Source organism: Pseudoxanthomonas sp. CF125 (assembly GCF_900104085.1).
Lineage (GTDB): Bacteria > Pseudomonadota > Gammaproteobacteria > Xanthomonadales > Xanthomonadaceae > Pseudoxanthomonas_A.
Window position 1 is genome coordinate 286,318 of the sequence record NZ_FNLD01000003.1, and the last position, 19,777, is coordinate 306,094.

A 19,777-nucleotide genomic window follows, 5' to 3' on the forward strand; every position below is an offset into this window, starting at 1 on the left:
TGGCCAACGCCTGGATTGCACCGTCCCGCAGCGGATCGGCGTGGCGCGAGAGTACAACCGAAACCTGTTTTTGAGCGCGACCAAGATACCCGCTCCACTCGAAACGGACTATCGGCCAACCCAAAGGCCGCAGACCCGACACCCCGGTATTCACAAGCCACTTCCCCCGCCAATGCAATGATCGAAACCCTGTTGGGTTCATCGCGACGGTTCCATATGCCCAGTGCTTGGCGGATCTTCGGTCGTTGGCTGCGCTTGCGCAGGCGCATCCGGCGCTGGCAGCCCACCGTTTTGCAGAAGCCGCTGCTGGCCGAGGAACCGTTGCGCTCCCAGCTGCTCAGCGCCGAGCAGATGGAATGGCACGGCAAGGCGCTGGCGCGCGGGCACCGCGTGCACCTGCTCCCGCAGCCGGATCAGTTGCTGTCGCGGCTGAAGGAGAACGAAGGCCTGCTGGACGACGCCAATTCCCTGCTCACCAAGATGGTGCAGGACGGGATGCGCATCACTCCGGCCGGCGAGTGGCTGCTGGACAACTACTATCTGATCGAGGAACAGATACGCACCGCAAGGCGGCACTTGCCCAAAGGTTACAGCCGGGAACTGCCTTCCTTGAGCAAGGGCCCTTCGTCCGGACTGCCGCGCGTCTATGACCTGGCGATGGAAGCCATCGCCCATGGCGACGGCCGTATCGACGCCGAGACCCTGAGCCTGTTCGTGGCCGCCTATCAAACGGTCATGCCATTGCGGATGGGCGAGTTGTGGGCCATACCCATCATGTTGCGGCTGGCGCTGATAGAGAACCTGCGGCGCATGGCGGTGCGGGTGATGCGCGATGGCGTCGACCATCGCCTGGCCGGCGAATGGGCGGCCTTGCTCAACGAGACAGCCGACAACGCTCCCAAGAACGTGGTGCTGGTGGTGGCCGACATGGCGCGCTCCAGCCCGCCCTTGTCCGGCGCCTTCGTAGCGGAGCTGATTCGCGGCATCCACGGACGCAGCGCGGTGCTGGCCATGCCGATGAACTGGACCGAGCAGTGGGTAGCCGATAGCGGCCACAGCATCGAAGCGCTGGTGCATGCCGAGAGCCAGCAACAGGCCTCGGACCAGGTCTCGATAAGCAACAGCATCGGCAGCCTGCGCTTCCTGGCCAACATGGACTGGCGCGAGTTCGTGGAAACCATGAGCCTGGTCGACAAGACCCTGCGCGAAGACCCGGCCGGCACCTATGCCTTCATGGACTTCAACACCCGCGACGCTTACCGGCACGTGGTGGAAAAGGTGGCCCGGCTCAGCGGCGCCGATGAAATGGAAGTGGCGCGCAGCGTGCTGGCGCTGGCGCAGACGCATGCCGGCACGCGCGACATCCGCGCGCATGTGGGCTACTACCTGGTCGACGACGGCATCGCGCAGATGCGCGCGGCGGTAGCCGCGCTGGAGACCGCGCGCAAACCGGTACGTCTGCGTCCGCGCCGGATCCCGTTGCCGCTGTATCTTGCGCCCATCATCGTGGTGGCCCTGACCTTCACCTGGATCCTGGTGACCGAAGCCAGCGCAGGCCGCTTCGACTGGGCATGGCTGAGCCTGATAGGCTTGCTGGGCCTCATCGCCTTCAGCGAACTGGGCATCGCCCTGGTCAACTGGGCAGCGACGGTGCTGGTCGCTCCGCAACCGCTGCCGCGCATGGACTACTCCCACGGCCTACCCGCCAATGCGCGCACGCTGGTGGTGGTGCCCAGCATGATCGGCAGCGTCCAGGGCATCGATGCGCTGGTCGAGGGACTGGAAGTGCGTTTCCTGGCCAATCGCGACGCCCACCTGCATTTCGGCCTGCTCACCGATTTCCTGGACGCCGGCCAGCAGATGCTGCCCGGCGACCAGCCGTTGCTGGACCACGCGGCGCATCAGGTGGAACGTCTCAACGCGCGCTACGCGCCTGAGGGCAACGACCTGTTCTTCCTCTTCCACCGCCCCCGCCAATGGAATCCGCGCGAGAAGGCGTGGATGGGCTACGAACGCAAGCGCGGCAAGCTGGCCGCGTTGAACCGTCTGCTGCGCAGCGGCGCCAGCGAGGCGTTTGTGAAAATCGTGGGCAATACCGCGGTGCTGACCAACGTGCGCTACGTCATCACCCTGGATACCGACACCCGCCTGCCGCGCGATGCCGCGCGCGAATTCGTCGCCACCCTCGCCCACCCGCTCAACCATGCGCGCTTCGACGAGAAGAAACGCCGGGTAACGCGCGGCTACGGCATTCTGCAGCCCAGCGTGGGCAGCAGCATGAGCGGGCGCATCAATTCGCGCTACGCGCGCATGTACGGCAGCGAGCCGGGCATCGATCCTTACACGCGCACGGTGTCTGACGTGTACCAGGATCTGTTCGGCGAAGGCTCGTTCGTCGGCAAGGGCATTTACGATGTGTATGCGTTCGAGCATGCGCTGGAGAACCGCTTCCCCGCCAACAGCATCCTCAGCCACGACCTGCTGGAAGGCTGCTACGCGCGGGCCGGACTGGTCAGCGACGTACGTTTGTTCGAGGACTATCCGGCGCGCTACGCCGCCGATGTGAAGCGCCGCTACCGCTGGATCCGCGGCGACTGGCAGTTGCTGCCCTGGCTGTTGCCGTGGGTGCCGCGCCACGGCGGCGGATTCGAACGCAATCCCCTGTCGGCGCTGTCGCGCGGCAAGTTGCTGGACAATCTGCGCCGCAGCCTGGTGCCGGCGGCGGCTACCGCGTTACTGGTCCTCGGCTGGATCTTGCTGCCGCGGACTTTGGCCTGGACGCTGTGGGTGCTGTGCCTGCTGCTGTTGCCGATACTGGTACCTGCGCTGCGCGATGTGTTCGTCAAGCCGGTGGACATGGCGCTGGAAACGCATCTGCTGCAAGTGCTGAAATCATGCGCACGGCAGCTGCTACGCGCAGCGGTGAACCTGGCCTGCCTGCCTTACGAAGCGTTCTTCAGCCTGGGCGCGATCGTGCGCACCCTGTGGCGAATGGCGATCAGCCGCCGGCACCTGCTGCAGTGGAATCCTTCCAGCGAAGTCGAGCGCAGCCTGGGCTCCGGTTTCGGCGCGGAACTGCGCGGCATGTGGTTCGCGCCGGCGTTCGCCATCGCCGTCGCGGCGCTGTTGGCCAAATCCAATCCGATGGCGCTCTGGGTGGCCGCTCCGATCCTGGCCTTGTGGCTTTCTTCGCCAGCGCTGATGGCATGGATGGGCGGGACGCCGCGGCAGAAAAAAGCCGAACTGTCGCGCTCGCAGCTGGCCTTCCTGGGCCGCCTGTCGCGCCGCACCTGGGCCTTCTTCGAGACCTGGATCAGGGAAGAAGACCACTGGCTACCGCCCGACAATATCCAGGAACACCCTGCCCTGGTGGTGGCGCGACGCACCTCGCCCACCAATATCGGCCTGTCGCTGCTGGCCAACCTGTCGGCCTACGACTTCGGTTACCTGCAGGTGGGCGGCTTGATGGAACGGACCCAGCGCGTACTGACCACCATGGAAATGCTGCCGCGGCATCGCGGACATTTCTACAACTGGTACGACACCGAAACGCTGCAGCCACTGCCGCCGCACTACATCTCCTCTGTGGACAGCGGCAACCTGGCCGGGCATTTGCTGACCTTGCGCCAGGGTTTGCTGGCGCTGCTGGATGCGCCCATCCTGGCCCGCTCCACCTACGGCGGCCTGGCCGATACCTTCGGCGTGCTGGAAGAGGCGCGGGTAGCGGCCGGTTTCGGCGGCGGCGAACTGGATCCGGCGCTCGAAGCATTCCGCCAGCAACTGGACGCAGCGCGCGCGCAACCGCCGGTGTCGCTGCTCGACGCAGAACGCATGCTGGCCCAGCTTGCGAACCAGGCCGCGGCGATCGTTTCGGCGTGGCCGCTGCCCGCGCCGGCGGAGTTCGACGGCGAGCCGCACTGGCCTACCTCGCTGGCCGACGCATGCCGTTCCGCGCACGAGGAACTGCTGTTCTTCGCACCCTGGCTTACCTCTTCGGAGCAGGCGATGGGCGAAGTGCTGGAAGCGGTGACTGCCGGGCCTGTGCCGACCCTGCGTGAACTGAGTTCGCAAACCTACAGCCCTCTGGCGCAGGGACGCGCACGCACGCGCATCAACGACCTGGAGCGGCTGGCGCATCTGGCCGGCCAGTATTCGCTGATGGAATACGAGTTCCTGTACGACCGCGGCCGCCATCTGCTGTCGATCGGCTACAACGTCGACGAACGGCGCCTGGATCCCGGCCACTACGACCTGCTGGCTTCGGAAGCCAGGCTGTGCAGTTTCGTGGCCATCGCCCAGGGCCAACTGCCGCAGGAAACCTGGTTCGCGCTGGGACGGTTGCTGACCGAAGTGGACGGCGATGCCACGCTGCTGTCGTGGAGCGGTTCGATGTTCGAATACCTGATGCCGCAGCTGGTGATGCCCAGCTATCCGGACACCTTGCTGGACCAGACCTCCAAGCATGCGGTCGATGCGCAGATCCATTTCGGCGCTCGGCGCAACGTGCCCTGGGGCATTTCCGAATCCGGCTACAACACCGTCGATGCGCGCATGAATTACCAGTACCGCGCGTTCGGCGTGCCCGGCCTGGGCTTGAAGCGCGGACTGGGACAGGACCTGGTGATTGCGCCCTACGCCACCATGATGGCGCTGATGATCGCGCCGGAAGCGGCGTGCCAGAATCTGCAGCGCCTCACCGAGCTCGGCTTCAGCGGGCGCTACGGCATGTACGAGGCCATCGACTACACGCCCAGCCGGGTGCCGCGCGGGCAGGACCATGCGTTGGTCCGTTCGTTCATGGCCCACCATCAGGGCATGGGTTTCCTGGCCCTGGATTACCTGCTGCACGACCAGCCCATGCAGAAGCGCTTCATGGACGATGCCGAATTCCAGGCGACCCTGCTGCTGCTGCAGGAACGCATTCCGCACATCGGCGTGTTCCACCCGCACGAGGCCGAAGCTACCGGCATGCGCAGCGCGCCGACCGCCACGGAAACCCAATTGCGCGTGTTCCGCGATCCCAACACCGCCAGGCCCGCAGTGCAGATGCTGTCCAACGGCCGCTATCACGGCCTGTTGACCAGCGCCGGCGGCGGCTACAGCCGCCTGCGCGACATGGCGGTGACGCGCTGGCGCGAAGACGGCACCCGCGACCACTGGGGCAGCTTCTGCTATCTGCGCGACGTCTACAGCGGCGAGTTCTGGTCGGCGGCCTACCAGCCGACCTGCGTACCGGTGGATCAGTACGAAGCGATATTCTCCGACGCCAAAGCCGAGTTCCGCGGACGCAAACGCGGTTACGACTCGCATCTTGAAATCGCGATCTCGGCCGAGGACGACATCGAGCTGCGCCGCCTGACCGTCAGCAACCGTTCGCGCCGCGCGCGCACCATCGAGATCACCACCTACGCCGAAGTGGTGCTGGCGCCCTCGATTTCCGATGAAATGCATCCGGCTTTCAGCAACCTGTTCGTGCAGACGCAGATCGTGCGAGACAAGCAGGCGCTGCTGTGCACGCGCCGGCCGCGCGCGCACGACGAAGTTCCGCCGTGGATGCTGCACCTGGTGGCGGTGCACGACGCCGACATCGACAGCATTTCCTACGAAACCGACCGCGCGCGCTTCCTGGGCCGCGGCAACACTCCACGCGCGCCGCAGGCGTTGACGTCGCTGGAGGCTTTGTCGGACTCGGAAGGCTCGGTGCTGGATCCCATCGTCGCCATCCGCTGCCGGATCACTCTGGCGCCCGACCAGACCGCCATCGTCGACATGGTCACCGGCGTCGGCGCCGACCGCCAGGCGTGTGCGGCGCTGATCGACAAATACCGCGACCGCCGCTTGGCCGATCGCGTGTTCGACCTGGCGTGGACGCACAGCCAGGTGGTGCGCCGGCAGATCAACGCCTCGCAAGGCGACGCACGGCTGTACGAACGCCTGGCCGGACTGATGGTGTACGCGCATCCGTTCCTGCGCGCGGACAACGCGGTGCTGATGCAGAACCGGCGCGGGCAATCGGGGTTGTGGGGACATTCCATTTCCGGCGACCTTCCCATCGTGCTGGTACAGATCGCCGAAGCGGCCAACATCGAACTGGTCCGGCAGATGGTGCAAGCGCATGCGTACTGGCGCTTGAAAGGCCTGAACGTGGATCTGGTGATCTGGAACGAAGACCAGGCCGGCTACCGGCAACAGCTGCAGGAGCAGATCCTGGGCCTGGTTTCGGCCGGTCCGGAAGGCAATGTGCTGGATCGGCCGGGCGGCATCTTCGTGCGTCCCGCGCAGCAGATCTCGCAGGAAGACCGCATCCTGCTGCAAACCGTGTCGCGGGTGATCATCAGCGACCAGCGCGGCACGCTGGCCGCGCAGGTCAGCCGCCATATGGCGCTGGAACGCAACATGCCGCTGTTGTTCGCCGACGGCACACCGCCCTTGCCGGAGGCGCCATCCGACGAAGAATCCCTGTCGGGCCTGCCTCCTGCGAGCGCATCGAGCGAAGACGATCCCTGGCCGTTCGAAGCGATGGCCCGGGAATTCCTGTTCGACAACGGCACCGGCGCTTTCTCCGCCGACGGACGCGAATACGTGATCACCTTGCGCGAAGGCGACGCCACGCCCGCGCCCTGGTCCAATGTGATGGCCAACACCAAGCTCGGCACGGTGGTCAGCGAAAGCGCGCCGGGCTACACCTGGTTCGAGAACGCGCACGAGTTCCGGCTGACGCCCTGGAACAACGATCCGGTCGCCGATGCCGGCGGCGAAGCTTTTTATCTGCGCGATGAAGAGACCGGACGGGTGTGGTCGCCCATGCCCTTGCCTCGCCGCGGCAAAGGCGCCTACCGGACCCGCCACGGTTTCGGCTACAGCGTGTACGAACACATGGAAGACGGCATCGCCAGCGAACTATGGGTGTACGTGGCGCTGGAAGAGCCGGTGAAATTCTCGGTACTGAAACTGCGCAACCTTTCCGGACGCGCGCGCAAACTGTCGGCCACTGGCTATGTGGAATGGATACTGGGCGATATCCGGGCCAAATCGCAGATGCACGTGGTCAGCGAACTGGACAGCGCCAGCAACGTGCTGACCGCACGCAATCCTTACAACACCGAATTCGCCGGACGCGTGGCGTTCTTCGACGTCGACGGCCCGGCTTCCGATGGAGCTCGCAGCCGCAGCTTCACCGCCGACCGCAGAGAATTCCTGGGCCGCAACGGCAGCCTTGGCGATCCGGCGGCGATGCTGCGCGAGAAACTTTCCGGGAAACTGGGAGTGGGACTGGACCCCTGCGCCGCGTTGCAGGTACCGATCCGCCTGGCCCCTGACGAATCCCACGAAACCGTATTCCGCCTGGGCGTCGGCAGCGACTACCGCAACGCCATCCAGCTGGCACAACGCAGCAAAGGCCCGGGCGTCGCGCACGATGCGCTGGACAGCGTGCGCATCCACTGGCTGGACACTTTGAATGCACTGCGCGTGAAAACACCGGATCCCAGCGTCGACGCGCTCGCCAACGGTTGGTTGCTGTACCAGACCCTGGCCTGCCGCTATGTGGCGCGCAGCGGTTACTACCAGTCCGGCGGCGCGTTCGGCTTCCGCGACCAGCTGCAGGACACCATGGCCACGGTGCACGCCAAGCCCGCATTGACCCGCGAGCATCTGTTGCTCAGCGCCGCCCACCAGTTCCCGCAAGGCGACGTGATGCATTGGTGGCATCCGCCGCAGGGCCGCGGCGTGCGCACACGCTGTTCGGACGATTACCTGTGGCTGCCGCTGGCGGCATGCCGCTACCTGCAAGTCACCGGCGATGCGAGCGTACTCGACGAACGCGTGCATTTCATCGAGGGAAGACTGGTGAACGCCGACGAAGAGTCGTACTACGACCTGCCCTCGCAATCGGGAATCCAGCAATCCTTCTACGACCACTGCGCGCTGGCGCTCAAGCGCGGCACCGAGCTATTGGGCGAACGCGGCCTGCCACTGATCGGCACCGGCGACTGGAACGACGGCATGAACCGGGTCGGCGAAGCGGGCAAGGGCGAGAGCGTGTGGCTGGGCTTCTTCCTGTACGACGTGCTGGTGCGCTTCGGCGACGTGGCGCTGGCGCGCGGCGACGAAGCCTTTGCGACTTTCTGCGCGGAATCGGCCGCGCGCCTGCAGACCAATCTGGAAAAGCACGCCTGGGACGGCGATTGGTATCGCCGCGCCTGGTTCGACGACGGCACGCCGCTGGGCTCGGCGCAGAGCGACGAGTGCCGCATCGATTCCATTTCGCAAAGCTGGTCGGTGCTGTCCGGCGCCGCCGATCCGGCACGCGCGCGGCAAGCGATGGCGTCGCTGGACCGGCATCTGGTCAAGCGCGATGCGGGCTTGATCCAGCTGCTGGATCCGCCGTTCGACAAGACCCCGCACGACCCCGGCTATATCCGCGGCTACGTGCCTGGCGTGCGCGAGAACGGCGGCCAGTACACGCATGCCGCGGTGTGGTCGGCGATGGCGTTCGCGCATCTGGGCGATCGCGAAAAGGCCTGGGAGCTGGCGGGCATGATCAACCCCATCCATCATGCCGAAGATGCGGAAGCCAGCGCGATCTACAAAGTAGAACCCTACGTGCTCGCCGCCGACGTCTACGGCGTGGCGCCCCACATCGGCCGCGGCGGCTGGACCTGGTACACCGGTTCGGCCGGCTGGATGTACCGGCTGCTGACCGAATCGCTGCTCGGACTGCACCGCGAAGGCGACCGCTTGTCGTTGAAGCCCTGCATTCCCGCCGACTGGAAAGAATACAAGCTGCACTATCGCTATGGCGAGAGCATGTATCTGATCAACGTCACCCAGATCGACAAAGGCGAGGCGACATTGAGCGTGGATGGCTTCGACCAGAAGGGCCTGCGCTTCCAGCTGGTGGACGACGAATCCATCCACCATGTGGAAGCTACCTGGCCGCGCCCGACCGCGCAGTGAACCACATGCCGAGCGAGCGCGACAGATTGGAGGCGGACTTGGAAAACCTGGAACGCATGCTGCCGGTCTGGCGCGAAAAACTGCGCCACGAGGCGCAGTTCTGGCCGCAGTTCGATGCGCTCGCGCAGGAAATCCTGGCGCGCGCCGATCCGCAAGACCGCCGATACGCGCAACTGCGCATCGACACGATGTTAACGAAAAACGCGCCGACAAGGCCCGGTGCATAACGCAGCATCCGATCGATAGTTCGTGAAATGCACTGAATTGCACATCGAGGCCGCGTAAATATTTACGTCAGGAACGATGTCCGGAACGTCCGATTGCCGGCGTTTGATCGGATAACACCGAACAACGGAGCGGACACGTGGACAAATGCGGAGCATCGGGTGCGACAGGCGATCACCGGCGGCAACAACGCGCCCTGCGTCTTATTTTCGAACAACGCGGCGACGAAATGAAGCTCGTCTCCAGCCAGCGATTGAACATGGTCGTGCCGCCTCCGCAAGCGCTGGTGCCCAAGCGCGACACGCGCGGTTCGTGGTTCGAGCTGCGCGACCGCGAAGACCGACCGGTCTACCGCCGCACCATCGACAACCCGCAGCAAGGCATGGAAGTGGTGGCCGACGGACCGGGAGATGCCTTGCGAAGGATCGACGACGACAAGGGCGTTCACGCTTTCTTCGTGATCGTGCCGGACATCGCCGGCGCCCGCAAGTTCGTGGTGCACGCGGAACCGCGACGGACGAGCCGCGACGATGCGGCCAAGGTGGCGGCCACCGCCGCCACCCACGAATTCGATCTTTCCGACATCGACAAGGGAGCGCAGTGACATGGGCGTTGCAGACGGCACAGTGATCGGCGCGGTCAAGATCGTCGACAACGGCGACCCCGCCGAACGTTTCAACCTGGTGCTGGTCGCCGAAGGCTATCGCGAAAGCGAATTGGGCAAGTTCGCCGAGGACGCCCAGCATTTCGCCAACGGCCTGTTCGGCGTCGCGCCGTTCGACGATCACCGTTGCGCCATCAACATCTGGCGTCTGGACGTGGCTTCCGACGAAAGCGGCGCCGACGACCCTGCCGCCTGCGGAGGCACCGGGGCCACGCCGGACACCTATTTCGATGCGCGCTTCTGCAACGGCGGCATCAGGCGGGCGTTGGTGTGCGACAGCTCATTGGTGTTGAGCACCGTGGCTGCCCATGTTCCGCAATTCCATTCGGCGCAGGTGATCGTCAATTCGGATGTGTACGGCGGAACCGGCGGCAGTGTCGGCGTCAGTTCTACGGCGACCAAGAATTCGCTGGGCAACGACATCGACTGGCGCGAGATCATCATCCACGAGATGGGGCATTCGATCTTCGGCCTGGCCGACGAGTATTTCTACTACGCCGGTTGCGGCATCGACGGACCGTCGCAGAACCAGCACAGCGACTTCGAACCTTCGCAGCCCAACGTCACGATCTCGCCGACCGCCACCGGAAAGTGGGACGACCTGATAAACGTTTCCACATTGCCGACCCAATCCAATCCCAACTGCAGCCAATGCCCGCCGGACCTGGTTCCCGAACCGCCTAATTTCGTCGTGGGCACCTACGAAGGCGCCCATTACACGCATTGCGGCGCCTACCGGCCTTCCTACAACTGCAAGATGCGCGTGCTGGGCGAGCCTTTCTGCGCGGTCTGCCAGCGCGAGATCCACGAATTCCTGACGCCGTTCGACCCCGATTTCTGCTTCAAGTTCGACAGGCTGGACCTGTCGCGCTGGGTCGCGGTGGCGACGATATTGTTCGGAGTGATACAAGACGGCGGCGGTGTCATCATCGTCGGGGGCAAACCCATTCCCATCGATCCATGGGGACCCTTGCGCCACAGCCTGTGGGCGGCGATGGCCAACCCGCACGACGCCTCGCCCGCCATGCGCGACACCATCGTCGGCCTGGCCATGGACCATCTGTCTTCGCTGGTGTCCTCGGACGCGCACCGCAAGCAACTGCAGACGCAGACGCGGGCGCTGCTTGAGGAGGCAGCCGCGGAGCTTCCGGCTTACGTGATCCGTTGATGTCCGCGTAACCAGGGTTGCCCCTTTCTTCGCGTATTCCCTATCCCTCTTGCAGAGCCGAGCTTGCTCGACTCCGCAAGAATGCCTACCTGCTATGCCTTGGTCCGCATCGTTCTTTCACCATGCAGCCAGCGGTACAGCACCGGCAGCACCACTAGGGTGAGGAAGGTGGAGGAAACGATGCCGCCGATCACCACGGTCGCCAGCGGCCGCTGCACTTCCGAACCGGCGCCCACGTTGAGCGCCATCGGCACGAAACCGAGCGAGGCCACCAATGCGGTCATCAGCACCGGACGCAGCCGGGCCAGCGCGCCATCGACGATGGCATCGTCCAGCGCGTCGCCTTGTTCGCGCAGCTTGCGGATGAAGGCGATCATCACCAGTCCGTTGAGCACCGCCACGCCCGACAACGCGATGAAGCCGACCCCTGCGGAAATGGACAAGGGAATGCCGCGCAGGGCCAGTGCGATCACTCCGCCTGTCAGCGCCAGCGGCACTCCGCTGAACACGATCGCCGCATCCTTGGCCGAACCGAAGGCCATGAACAGCAGCGCGAAGATGATGACCAGAGTCACCGGCACCACCACGGACAACCGCTGGCTGGCGGAGATCAGCTGCTCGAACGTACCGCCGTAATCGATCCAGTAACCGGTCGGCACTTCGACTCCGGCATCGACCCGCTGCCGCAGTTCGCCGACGAAGCCGCCCAGGTCGCGGCCGCGCACATTGGCCGTCACCACCACGCGTCGTTTGCCGTTCTCGCGGTTGATCTGATTGGGGCCTTGCAGGGTTTCGATCCTGGCCACCTCGCGCAAAGGCACGGTGCGCGGCGCGCCTGCGCTGAAACCGCCGCTGCGGCTGGATTCGTCGGCGTTGTCGCTGCCGCCCAGCGGAATGGGAAGGTCGGCCAATGCCGCGGGATCCTGGCGCAGGCGTTCGGGCAGGCGCACGACGATGTCGAAACGGCGATCGCCTTCGAACAACTGGCCGGACACTTCACCTCCGACCGCAGTGGCGACGGTTTCCTGCACCACGCCAGGATTCAGGCCGTAGCGCACCAGTGCGTTGCGATCCGGCGTCACCGTGAGCAAGGGCAATCCCGTGGCCTGCTCGAGCTTTACGTCGGCAGCTCCGGAGACCGATTTAGCCACCTCCTCGATGCGCTTGCCGACCTCCACGAGGGTGTCCAGATCGTCGCCATACAGCTTGATCGCCACATCGGCGCGCACGCCGGAGATCAGTTCGTTCATGCGCATCTGGATGGGCTGGGTGAACTCGTAGTTGTTGCCCGGCAACTGCTTCACCGCAGTTTCTATTTCTGCCACCAGTTCATCGCGTGGTTTGCGCGGATCCGGCCATTGCGAACGCGGCTTCATCATCAGGAAGGTGTCCGCCACCGAGGGCGGCATGGGATCGGTGGCGACTTCGGCGGTACCCAGCTTGCCGAACACGCGCTCGACCTCCGGAAACTTCTTGATGCGCGCCTCCAGCGTGGATTGCATCTTCACCGCCTGGTCCAGGCTGGTGCCGGGAATGCGCAATGCGTGCAGGGCGATATCGCCCTCATCCAGATTGGGAATGAACTCGTTGCCCAGTCGCGTGGCCAGCAGCGCGCACAGCGCCATCAATGCCAGCGCACCGCCCATGACCCACTTGCCGCGCCGCAACGACCAGGCGAGCAACGGCTCATAGCGACGCCTGGCCCATTGCATTACCCGGTTTTCCTTCTCGTCCACGCGGCCACCCAGGAACACCGCGATGGCCGCGGGAACGAAAGTGAGCGACAGCAGCATGGCGCCCGTCAGCGCGAGTACCACGGTGATCGCCATGGGGTGGAACATCTTTCCCTCGATGCCGGTCAGCGCGAAGATCGGCAGGTACACGGCGGCGATGATGCCCAGGCCGAACAGGCTGGGCCGGATCACTTCCGCCGTCGCCGATGCAGTCGCATCATGCCGCTCTTCCTCGGTCATCACCCTGCCCAGCCGGTGCTGCATTTCGCCGAAGCGGCGCAGGCAGTTCTCGATGATGATCACCGCGCCATCGACGATCAGACCGAAGTCGAGCGCGCCCAGGCTCATCAGGTTGCCGGAAACGCCGCCGCGGACCATGCCGAATACGGTGAACAGCATGGCCAGCGGGATCACCGCCGCGGTGATCAGCGCGGCGCGGAAATTGCCGAGCAGCAGGAACAGCACCACGATCACCAGCAGGGCGCCTTCCACCAGATTCTTCGACACGGTGGCGATGGTGCGGTCCACCAGGGCGGTACGGTCGTACACGGGCATCGCCTGCACGCCGGCAGGCAGGCTGGCATTGGCTTCCTTGAGCTTGGCCGCGGATGCTTGGGCGACTTGGCGGCTGTTGGCGCCGACCAGCATGAACACCGTACCCAGCACCACTTCCTTGCCGTTCTGGGTGGCGGCACCGGTGCGCAGTTCCGGGCCCTCGCCCACTTCGGCCACATCGCGCACGCGGATCGGCACGCCTTCGCGGCGATCCAGCACGATATCGCGGATGGCATCCAGGTCTGCGACCTGTCCGGGCACGCGCACCAGGAACTGCTGCCCGCTGCGCTCGATATAACCCGCGCCGATATTCTGGTTGTTGGCGGCGACGGCGGCGACCACGTCGTGCAGAGTGAAGCCCAACGCGACCAGCTTCGACGGTTCCGGGGTGATGTGGATCTGCCGCGCGAAGCCGCCGATGGTGTTGACCTCGGTCACGCCCGGCGTATTGCGCAACTGCGGCCGCACCACCCAGTCCTGCAGGGTGCGCAGATCGGTGGATGTCCACGGCGTGCCGTCCTTTTTCACCGCATCGGCCTTGGCCTCGACGGTGTACATGAAGATTTCGCCCAGCCCGGTCGCAATGGGTCCCATCTCAGGTTCCAGGCCGTCGGGCAGTTGCGATTTCGCCTGTTGCAACCGTTCGCTGACCTGCTGGCGCGCGAAGTACAGATCGGTGCCGTCCTTGAAGGCGACCGTCACTTGCGACAATCCATAGCGCGAGATCGAGCGCGAGTAGTCCAGTCCCGGCAATCCCGCCATCGCAGTCTCGATGGGGAAGGTGACCCGTTGTTCGGATTCCAGCGGCGAGTAGCCGGCGGCTTCGGTATTGATCTGTACCTGCACGTTGGTGATGTCGGGTGTGGCGTCGATGGGCAGCTTGGTGAAACTCCATGCGCCCAGTGCGACCAGCGCGAGGGTCAGCGCCAGCATCAGCCAACGATGGGCGATGGCGAAGCGGACGACGCCTTCGAGCGCGCCGCGGGCTTCTTGCTTGCGGTCGTCAATGGTCATGGGAAGCTCCGGACTTTTCGATGTCGGCTTTGATCAGGTAGCTCTGTTCGGTCACCACGGCATCGCCGACCTTCAGGCCCGACAGCACCTCCACCTGGTTGGCATCGCGCTTGCCGAGTTCCACCGGACGCACTTCGTACGTGTCGCCGACGCGGATGAAGACGACTTCCCAGTCGCGAAAGTTCTGCAGCGCCGAGATCGGCACTACCAGCGCGGCGGGCTGCTGCTCGACCGTGATGCGCGCCTTCACCGCCGAACCCGGGCGCCACAGGCCGTCGGCGTTGGCGATGGTCGCGCGCGCCACGGTGCTCTGGCTTGCCGTCGCGGTGCCAGGCAGCACTCTTTCGAGTACGGTCTCGACGGTGGCGCCATCGCTCATGCGCGTGACTTTGACCTGCACGCCGGGACGGATGTGCTGGGCGTCGGAACCGAAGATGTGCAGGTCCACCCATAGCGAAGACAGGTCGGCGATCTCGAACAGTGGCGAGCCTTCGCTGGCGACCGAACCCACCGAGGCATTGCGCGCCAGCACCACCCCGGAAATCGGCGCGCTGACGGTGTAGGCGGTCAGGCTGAGATTGCTTTCCACCGTGGCCAGCGCCCGGCCCGCGCGCACCTGGTCGCCGACGTTGGCGTGCAACGTGCGGATAGGCCCCGGAAAGCGCGCCATCACGTTGGCGACGCGGCCTTCCATCGGCGTGAGCAGGCCCTGCACTTCATGTTCGTCCGCGATAACGCCGGGACCGGCCGGGGCTACGCGGATGCCGGAATCGGCCGCGATGCCAGCGGTGATTTCCGTGCGCCCTTCATAGCTGGGATATTCCCAACGCAGAGCCTTGCCTCCGATCTTCGCCAGCACTTCGACGTCGAACGAATGCGGTTCGCCGACGATGCTGGAGGCCATCAGGCTGCCGTCGGTCTGCGGCTTGAGAATGTGGTTCTCGGCGATACCGCCGAGGCGCTTCAGTCTGACTTCCACCACGCCCGCGGACGCGGACAAAGGCTTGTCTCTTTCGTACATCCAGGCCTGGTACTTCGGCGGCGTTCCGTCCTCGGCGATGGCCAGCTCTACCGTATAGCCGCTCTGCTCCAGCAATCTGCCGCCGTGCTCTCCTTTTCTCGCTTCCTCCGCTTCCGCGTGCTCGCCGCCTTCCTCATGGCTATGCTCTTCGGTCGCGTCCTTTCCGCAAGCGCCCAGCAGTAACGCCAATGCCAGTGCGCCGATCAAGTTCTTCGCTTTCATGGTGTCGTTTCCTGTTGGGTCTGCGGCGCAGGGCCGGCGACGAACGCCTGGCCGGTGAGCCGTTGGATTTCGATCAGTGCGCGCTGGGCTTCCAGTGCCGCTTCGAGTTGTTGCTTGCGTGCGTTGGTGCGCTCGGACTGCAACTGCGCCCATTCGAGATAGCTGATCGCACCGCCACGGTAAGCGCGCTCTGCCGCGCTCTCGGCCCTGGCGAGCTTGGGCAGTACCTCCGATTGCAATCGGGCTACTTCCAGCTGGGCGACGCGGTAGCGGCCATGCGCTTCGGACAGGGTGGAATACAGCGACAACCCTTGCGCCTCGCGTTCTATCTCGACCAGCGCCAGCTCCGCTTCCGCGACACGGATGTCGGGCTGGGCGCGGCGCGAACTTCCCAACGGCATGGAAACACTGCCGATCAGCGCGAAATCATCCGTAGCCTGCAGGCGGCGCACGCCGACCTGCCAATCCAGATCTGGCACGGCCTGGCTCCGCGCCAGTTGCAGCCGCGCTTCGCCGATGCGTCGCTCGTCGGCGAACCGCGATAGCTCCGGCGTGCTGACGAGCAGTTCATCCAGCGCCGCGAAGTCGGCGATATCCGGCAAAAGCAAAGGGTCGCCCGCGACTACGCCGAATGCAGGTTTGCGCTCGCCCCACAAGGCAGCGAGATGCTGGCGCGCGGCCGCACTGCGTTGCCCGGCGCGGTCGCGTTCCATTTCCGCGCGCGCCAACGCGGCCTGCGCGGTCAGTACGACCGACTCGGGCGATGCGCCCGCTGCCAGACGCTGTCTTGCGCCCACGACGGTGCGCTGCCGCTGGGCGACATCCAGATCGGCGATGCGGTGCTGTTCCTGCGCTGCGTTGATGGCGAGATAACGGCGCGCGACTTCGGCCAGCAGGTCGAGCCGCTTGGTTTCCCGTTGCAGCGCCAGCGAATCGATGCGCGTCTGCGCGAGCACGCGGCGTGCATCCAGCTTGCCGCCACGCTCCAGTACGCCAGCCAGGGTCAGGCTGATTTCCGCTTGCTTGAAACCGCCGGCGTCGCCGGTGCCGAGCGCATTTTCGATCTGCAGGCCAGCAACCCAGGCCGGTTTTAGCGCAGCGCGTTCGGCTTCTGCCGACAATACGTTGCGCTGGCCGTCGATCAGGCGCAGGTCGGGATGGGATTGGGCGACGCGTGCGAACGCATCGTCCAGGGTCAATGTTTCAGGCGGCTGCGCCCATGCCGGCAAGCACGACGCGGCCGCGAAGACGGCCAGTGCCGTCGAACGCAACCACATGGGAATTCTCCAAAAAGATCGATGACGAAGGACCGGCGTATCGCCGGGAAACGTCAGATCGCTATCGGAGGCCGGAAATGATCGGTACGCGGAGGCGAATGCGGGGCCGCGAATGCCGGTGCCGGCGCCTCGACGGAAAACAGCGGCGCGTGCGCCAGGAAAGGAGTCGATAGGATCGCCGTGAGATGGCCGCAGCAATGCGCCGCGTGCATCAGGGCGTGCAGCAGGTCTGTGCCTTCTTGTTGCGTGCCAGCCTCGTCGGCATGGTCGTGCGAGTCCGACGCTTGCGCATGGTCCGCACCGCCACGACTGAATTCATGCAGATCGCCTACCGCGGCGAATACGGGGTTCACCAGCACCGCAAGCACAAGCAATGCCAACGCGGGAAGGCGCAGCAACCTGGCAATGCGGTGGCGAAGCATGCGGATCATCGAGTCCGCATGCTACGGGACGCCTGGCCTGTTAAGCAATTACAGCCAAGGCACTAGCGGGCCAAGAGGCAGTCAATGAGGGTGGGAGCGGCGTCCCGCCGCGAGCTTCTATGCTTGCGGATGAAGGAAGGTGGATCAAAGGTGGATCAAAGGTGGATCAAGAGCTCGCGGCGGGACGCCGCTCCCACGCCGCCGCTCCCACCAATCCTGCGTGCATGAAAAACGGGATGGCCGCGAAGCCATCCCGTTTCCCGATTCCGGCACTTCCGCTGGCGCTTACTTCAAGCCGCGATTCTCCAGCAGCGGTTCCACGCTGGGATCCTTGCCGCGGAAATCGCGGTACAGGGTGGCCAGGTCGACCGTGTTGCCGCGAGAGAGGATCTTGTCGCGGAAGACCTGGCCGTTCTCGGCGGTCATGCCGCCGTGTTCCTTGAACCATTCGAACGCATCGTCGTCCAGTACTTCCGACCAGAAATAGGCGTAGTAGCCGGCCGAATAGCCGCCGCCCCAGATGTGGTCGAAATAGCTGGTGCGGTAGCGCGGCGGCACTTCGGCCAGATCGACCTTGAACTTCTTCAGCGCGTCGGCTTCGAACTTGTCCACGTCCTGCAGCGGCGCGTCGGCCGGCAGCGTGTGCCAGGCCAGATCGAGCAGCGCGGCCGACAGGTATTCGGTGGTGGCGTAGCCGCTGTTGAACTTGCCGGCTTTCTTGATCTTGTCGACCAGCGCCTGCGGCATCGGCTCGCCGGTCTTGTAGTGCTTGGCGTAGTTGGCGAACACCTTGGGATCCGAAGCCCAGTGCTCGTTGAACTGCGACGGGAACTCGACGAAGTCGCGCGAGGTGCTGGTGCCGGCGATGGAGGGGTACTTCACCTTCGAGAACATGCCGTGCAGCGCATGGCCGAACTCGTGGAACATGGTGGTGACGTCGTCGAAACTCAGCAGCGCCGGCTGGCCGGCGGCGGGTTTGGTGAAGTTGCAGACGTTATAGACCACCGGCTTGGCGCCGGTCAGGCCGTCCTGTTCGACGAACACGTCCATCCACGCGCCGCCGGACTTGCTGTCGCGCTTGAAGTAGTCGGTGTAGAACAGCGCCAGCGAGCTGCCGTCCTTGTCGAAGACTTCATACACCTTCATGTCGGGGTTGTAGACCGGGATGTCCTTGCGTTCCTTGAAGGTGATGCCGTACATCTGCGTGGCGGCGTAGAACACGCCGTTGTGCAGCACGTTGTCCATTTCGAAGTACGGCTTGATCTGCGATTCGTCCAGATCGAATTCGGCCTTGCGCACCTGTTCGGCGTAGAAGTCCCAATCCGAGGCGGCCAGCTTGAAGCCGCCCTGCTGCTGGTCGATCACCGCCTGCATCTTGACGATCTCGCTACGCGCTTTGGCGGTGGCGGCCGGCACGGTGTCGGTCAGCAGCTTGAGCGCCTTGTCCGGCGTGATGGCCATCTGGTCGGCCAGGCTGTAGGCCGCGTAAGTGTCGAAGCCGAGCAACTTGGCTTTCTGCGCGCGCAGCTGGGCCAGGCGCTGGACGATCTTGCGGGTGTCGTTGCTGTCGCCGTGCTCGGTGCGCGTTTCCGATGCCTCCAGCACCTTGGCGCGCAGTTCGCGATCCTTCAGCGAAGCCAGCACGGGCTGCTGGGTGGTGTTCTGCAAGGCCAGCAGCCACTTGCCTTCGAGCTTGCGCGCGGCTGCGTCCTGCGCGGCCGAGGCGATGTCGCCTTCGGACAGGCCGTCGAGCTTGGCCTTGTCATCGACCTGCACCGCGCCGGCGGCTGCAGCGGCGACCAGCTTGTTGTGGAACTCGGTGGACAGGGTGGTCTCTTCCACGTTGAGCTTGCGCATCACGTCCTTGTCGGCGTCGGACAGCTGCGCGCCGGCGCGGACCATTTCCTGGTAATCGCGTTCGACCAGGCGCAGTTGTTCTGGATCCAGCTTGAGCGTGGCGCGCGCGTCGTAAACCGCCTTCACGCGGGCGAAGAGTTTGGGATCCAGTGCGATCTCGTCCTGGTGCGCGGCCAGCTTGGGCGCGACTTCTTCCTGGATCTTCTGCCGCGCTTCATTGGTATCGGCCTGGACCAGGCCGAAGAAAATGCGGCTGACGCGGTTCAAGGTCTCGCCGGTGCGTTCCATCGCTTCGATGGTGTTTCCGAAAGTAGCCGGCTCGGCGTTGTCGGCGATCTTGCGCATCTCGGCCAGGTGCTGCTTCATGCCCTCTTCGAAGGCGGGCAGATAGTCGGCATCCTTGATCTTGTCGAACACCGGCGCGCCGAACGGCAGCGTGCTGGGGGTCAGCAGCGGGTTTTCGGCGGCGGCGGGTGTGGCGGTGGGGGTGGTTTCAGTCACGGTTTCGGGCGATTTTCCGGTGCAGGCCGCAAGGGCCAGGCTGATGGCGGCGGCGAGGACTACGGTACGCGACATGGAGCGCTTCCAGGGTCAGGGAACAAGCCGGCTACCCTAGCGCGCCGGACCGTCCGGCGCATGTGTCGAAGGTGCGGCGCAAAGC

9 protein-coding genes are annotated in these 19,777 nt (G+C 64.9%); 4 read left to right on the plus strand and 5 right to left on the minus strand.

The window, feature by feature from the left end; translation table 11 throughout:
* Nucleotides 1–351 precede the first annotated feature (351 nt).
* From BLR66_RS14855 to BLR66_RS14870, 4 genes are all read left to right on the plus strand, one after another.
* Nucleotides 352–8,958 carry a GH36-type glycosyl hydrolase domain-containing protein gene (locus BLR66_RS14855; RefSeq protein ID WP_176943945.1) on the plus strand — a complete coding sequence of 2,869 codons (8,607 nt, stop codon included), beginning with the start codon at nt 352–354 and terminating at the stop codon, nt 8,956–8,958.
* Between the two features lie 56 nt (nt 8,959–9,014).
* On the plus strand, nt 9,015–9,185 hold the full coding sequence (locus BLR66_RS14860; RefSeq protein WP_255402642.1) for a hypothetical protein: 171 nt from the start codon (nt 9,015–9,017) through the stop codon (nt 9,183–9,185).
* A gap of 137 nt (nt 9,186–9,322) precedes the next feature.
* Nucleotides 9,323–9,787: a hypothetical protein gene (locus BLR66_RS14865; RefSeq protein ID WP_143014663.1), complete on the plus strand. Its 465-nt coding sequence runs from the start codon at nt 9,323–9,325 to the stop codon at nt 9,785–9,787.
* 1 nt (nt 9,788) lies between these two features.
* A complete protein-coding gene (locus tag BLR66_RS14870; protein WP_176943901.1) occupies nt 9,789–11,015 on the plus strand; it encodes a M64 family metallopeptidase in 1,227 nt (408 codons plus the stop codon).
* A gap of 92 nt (nt 11,016–11,107) precedes the next feature.
* Here BLR66_RS14870 and BLR66_RS14875 read toward each other — a convergent pair whose 3' ends face one another.
* The 5 genes from BLR66_RS14875 to dcp all read right to left on the minus strand — a co-directional run bounded on the left by BLR66_RS14875 (nt 11,108) and on the right by dcp (nt 19,692).
* Nucleotides 11,108–14,317: an efflux RND transporter permease subunit gene (locus BLR66_RS14875; RefSeq protein WP_093288747.1), complete on the minus strand. Its 3,210-nt coding sequence runs from the start codon at nt 14,315–14,317 to the stop codon at nt 11,108–11,110.
* A complete protein-coding gene (locus tag BLR66_RS14880; RefSeq protein ID WP_093288750.1) occupies nt 14,307–15,560 on the minus strand; it encodes an efflux RND transporter periplasmic adaptor subunit in 1,254 nt (417 codons plus the stop codon). Before BLR66_RS14880 ends, BLR66_RS14875 begins: the two co-directional genes overlap by 11 nt.
* Entirely contained in the window at nt 15,557–16,837 is a 1,281-nt protein-coding gene (locus BLR66_RS14885; RefSeq protein WP_093288752.1) for a TolC family protein, read from the minus strand. Before BLR66_RS14885 ends, BLR66_RS14880 begins: the two co-directional genes overlap by 4 nt.
* Before the next feature lie 53 nt (nt 16,838–16,890).
* Entirely contained in the window at nt 16,891–17,268 is a 378-nt protein-coding gene (locus BLR66_RS14890) for a DUF2946 family protein (RefSeq protein ID WP_093288755.1), read from the minus strand.
* Nucleotides 17,269–17,544: 276 nt separating this feature from the next.
* Nucleotides 17,545–19,692 (minus strand): peptidyl-dipeptidase Dcp, encoded by a 2,148-nt coding sequence (dcp, locus tag BLR66_RS14895; RefSeq protein ID WP_093288758.1) that lies wholly within the window; start codon nt 19,690–19,692, stop codon nt 17,545–17,547.
* Nucleotides 19,693–19,777 lie beyond the last annotated feature (85 nt).

Coding starts and splice junctions, on each gene's coding strand:
- BLR66_RS14855 (WP_176943945.1), top strand. CDS start 352: ATGGAATGGCACGGCAAGGCGCTGGCGCGCGGGCACCGCGTGCACCTG.
- BLR66_RS14870 (WP_176943901.1), top strand. CDS start 9,789: ATGGGCGTTGCAGACGGCACAGTGATCGGCGCGGTCAAGATCGTCGAC.
- BLR66_RS14890 (WP_093288755.1), bottom strand. CDS start 17,268: ATGATCCGCATGCTTCGCCACCGCATTGCCAGGTTGCTGCGCCTTCCC.
- BLR66_RS14880 (WP_093288750.1), bottom strand. CDS start 15,560: ATGAAAGCGAAGAACTTGATCGGCGCACTGGCATTGGCGTTACTGCTG.
- dcp (WP_093288758.1), bottom strand. CDS start 19,692: ATGTCGCGTACCGTAGTCCTCGCCGCCGCCATCAGCCTGGCCCTTGCG.
- BLR66_RS14885 (WP_093288752.1), bottom strand. CDS start 16,837: ATGTGGTTGCGTTCGACGGCACTGGCCGTCTTCGCGGCCGCGTCGTGC.
- BLR66_RS14875 (WP_093288747.1), bottom strand. CDS start 14,317: ATGACCATTGACGACCGCAAGCAAGAAGCCCGCGGCGCGCTCGAAGGC.
- BLR66_RS14860 (WP_255402642.1), top strand. CDS start 9,015: ATGCTGCCGGTCTGGCGCGAAAAACTGCGCCACGAGGCGCAGTTCTGG.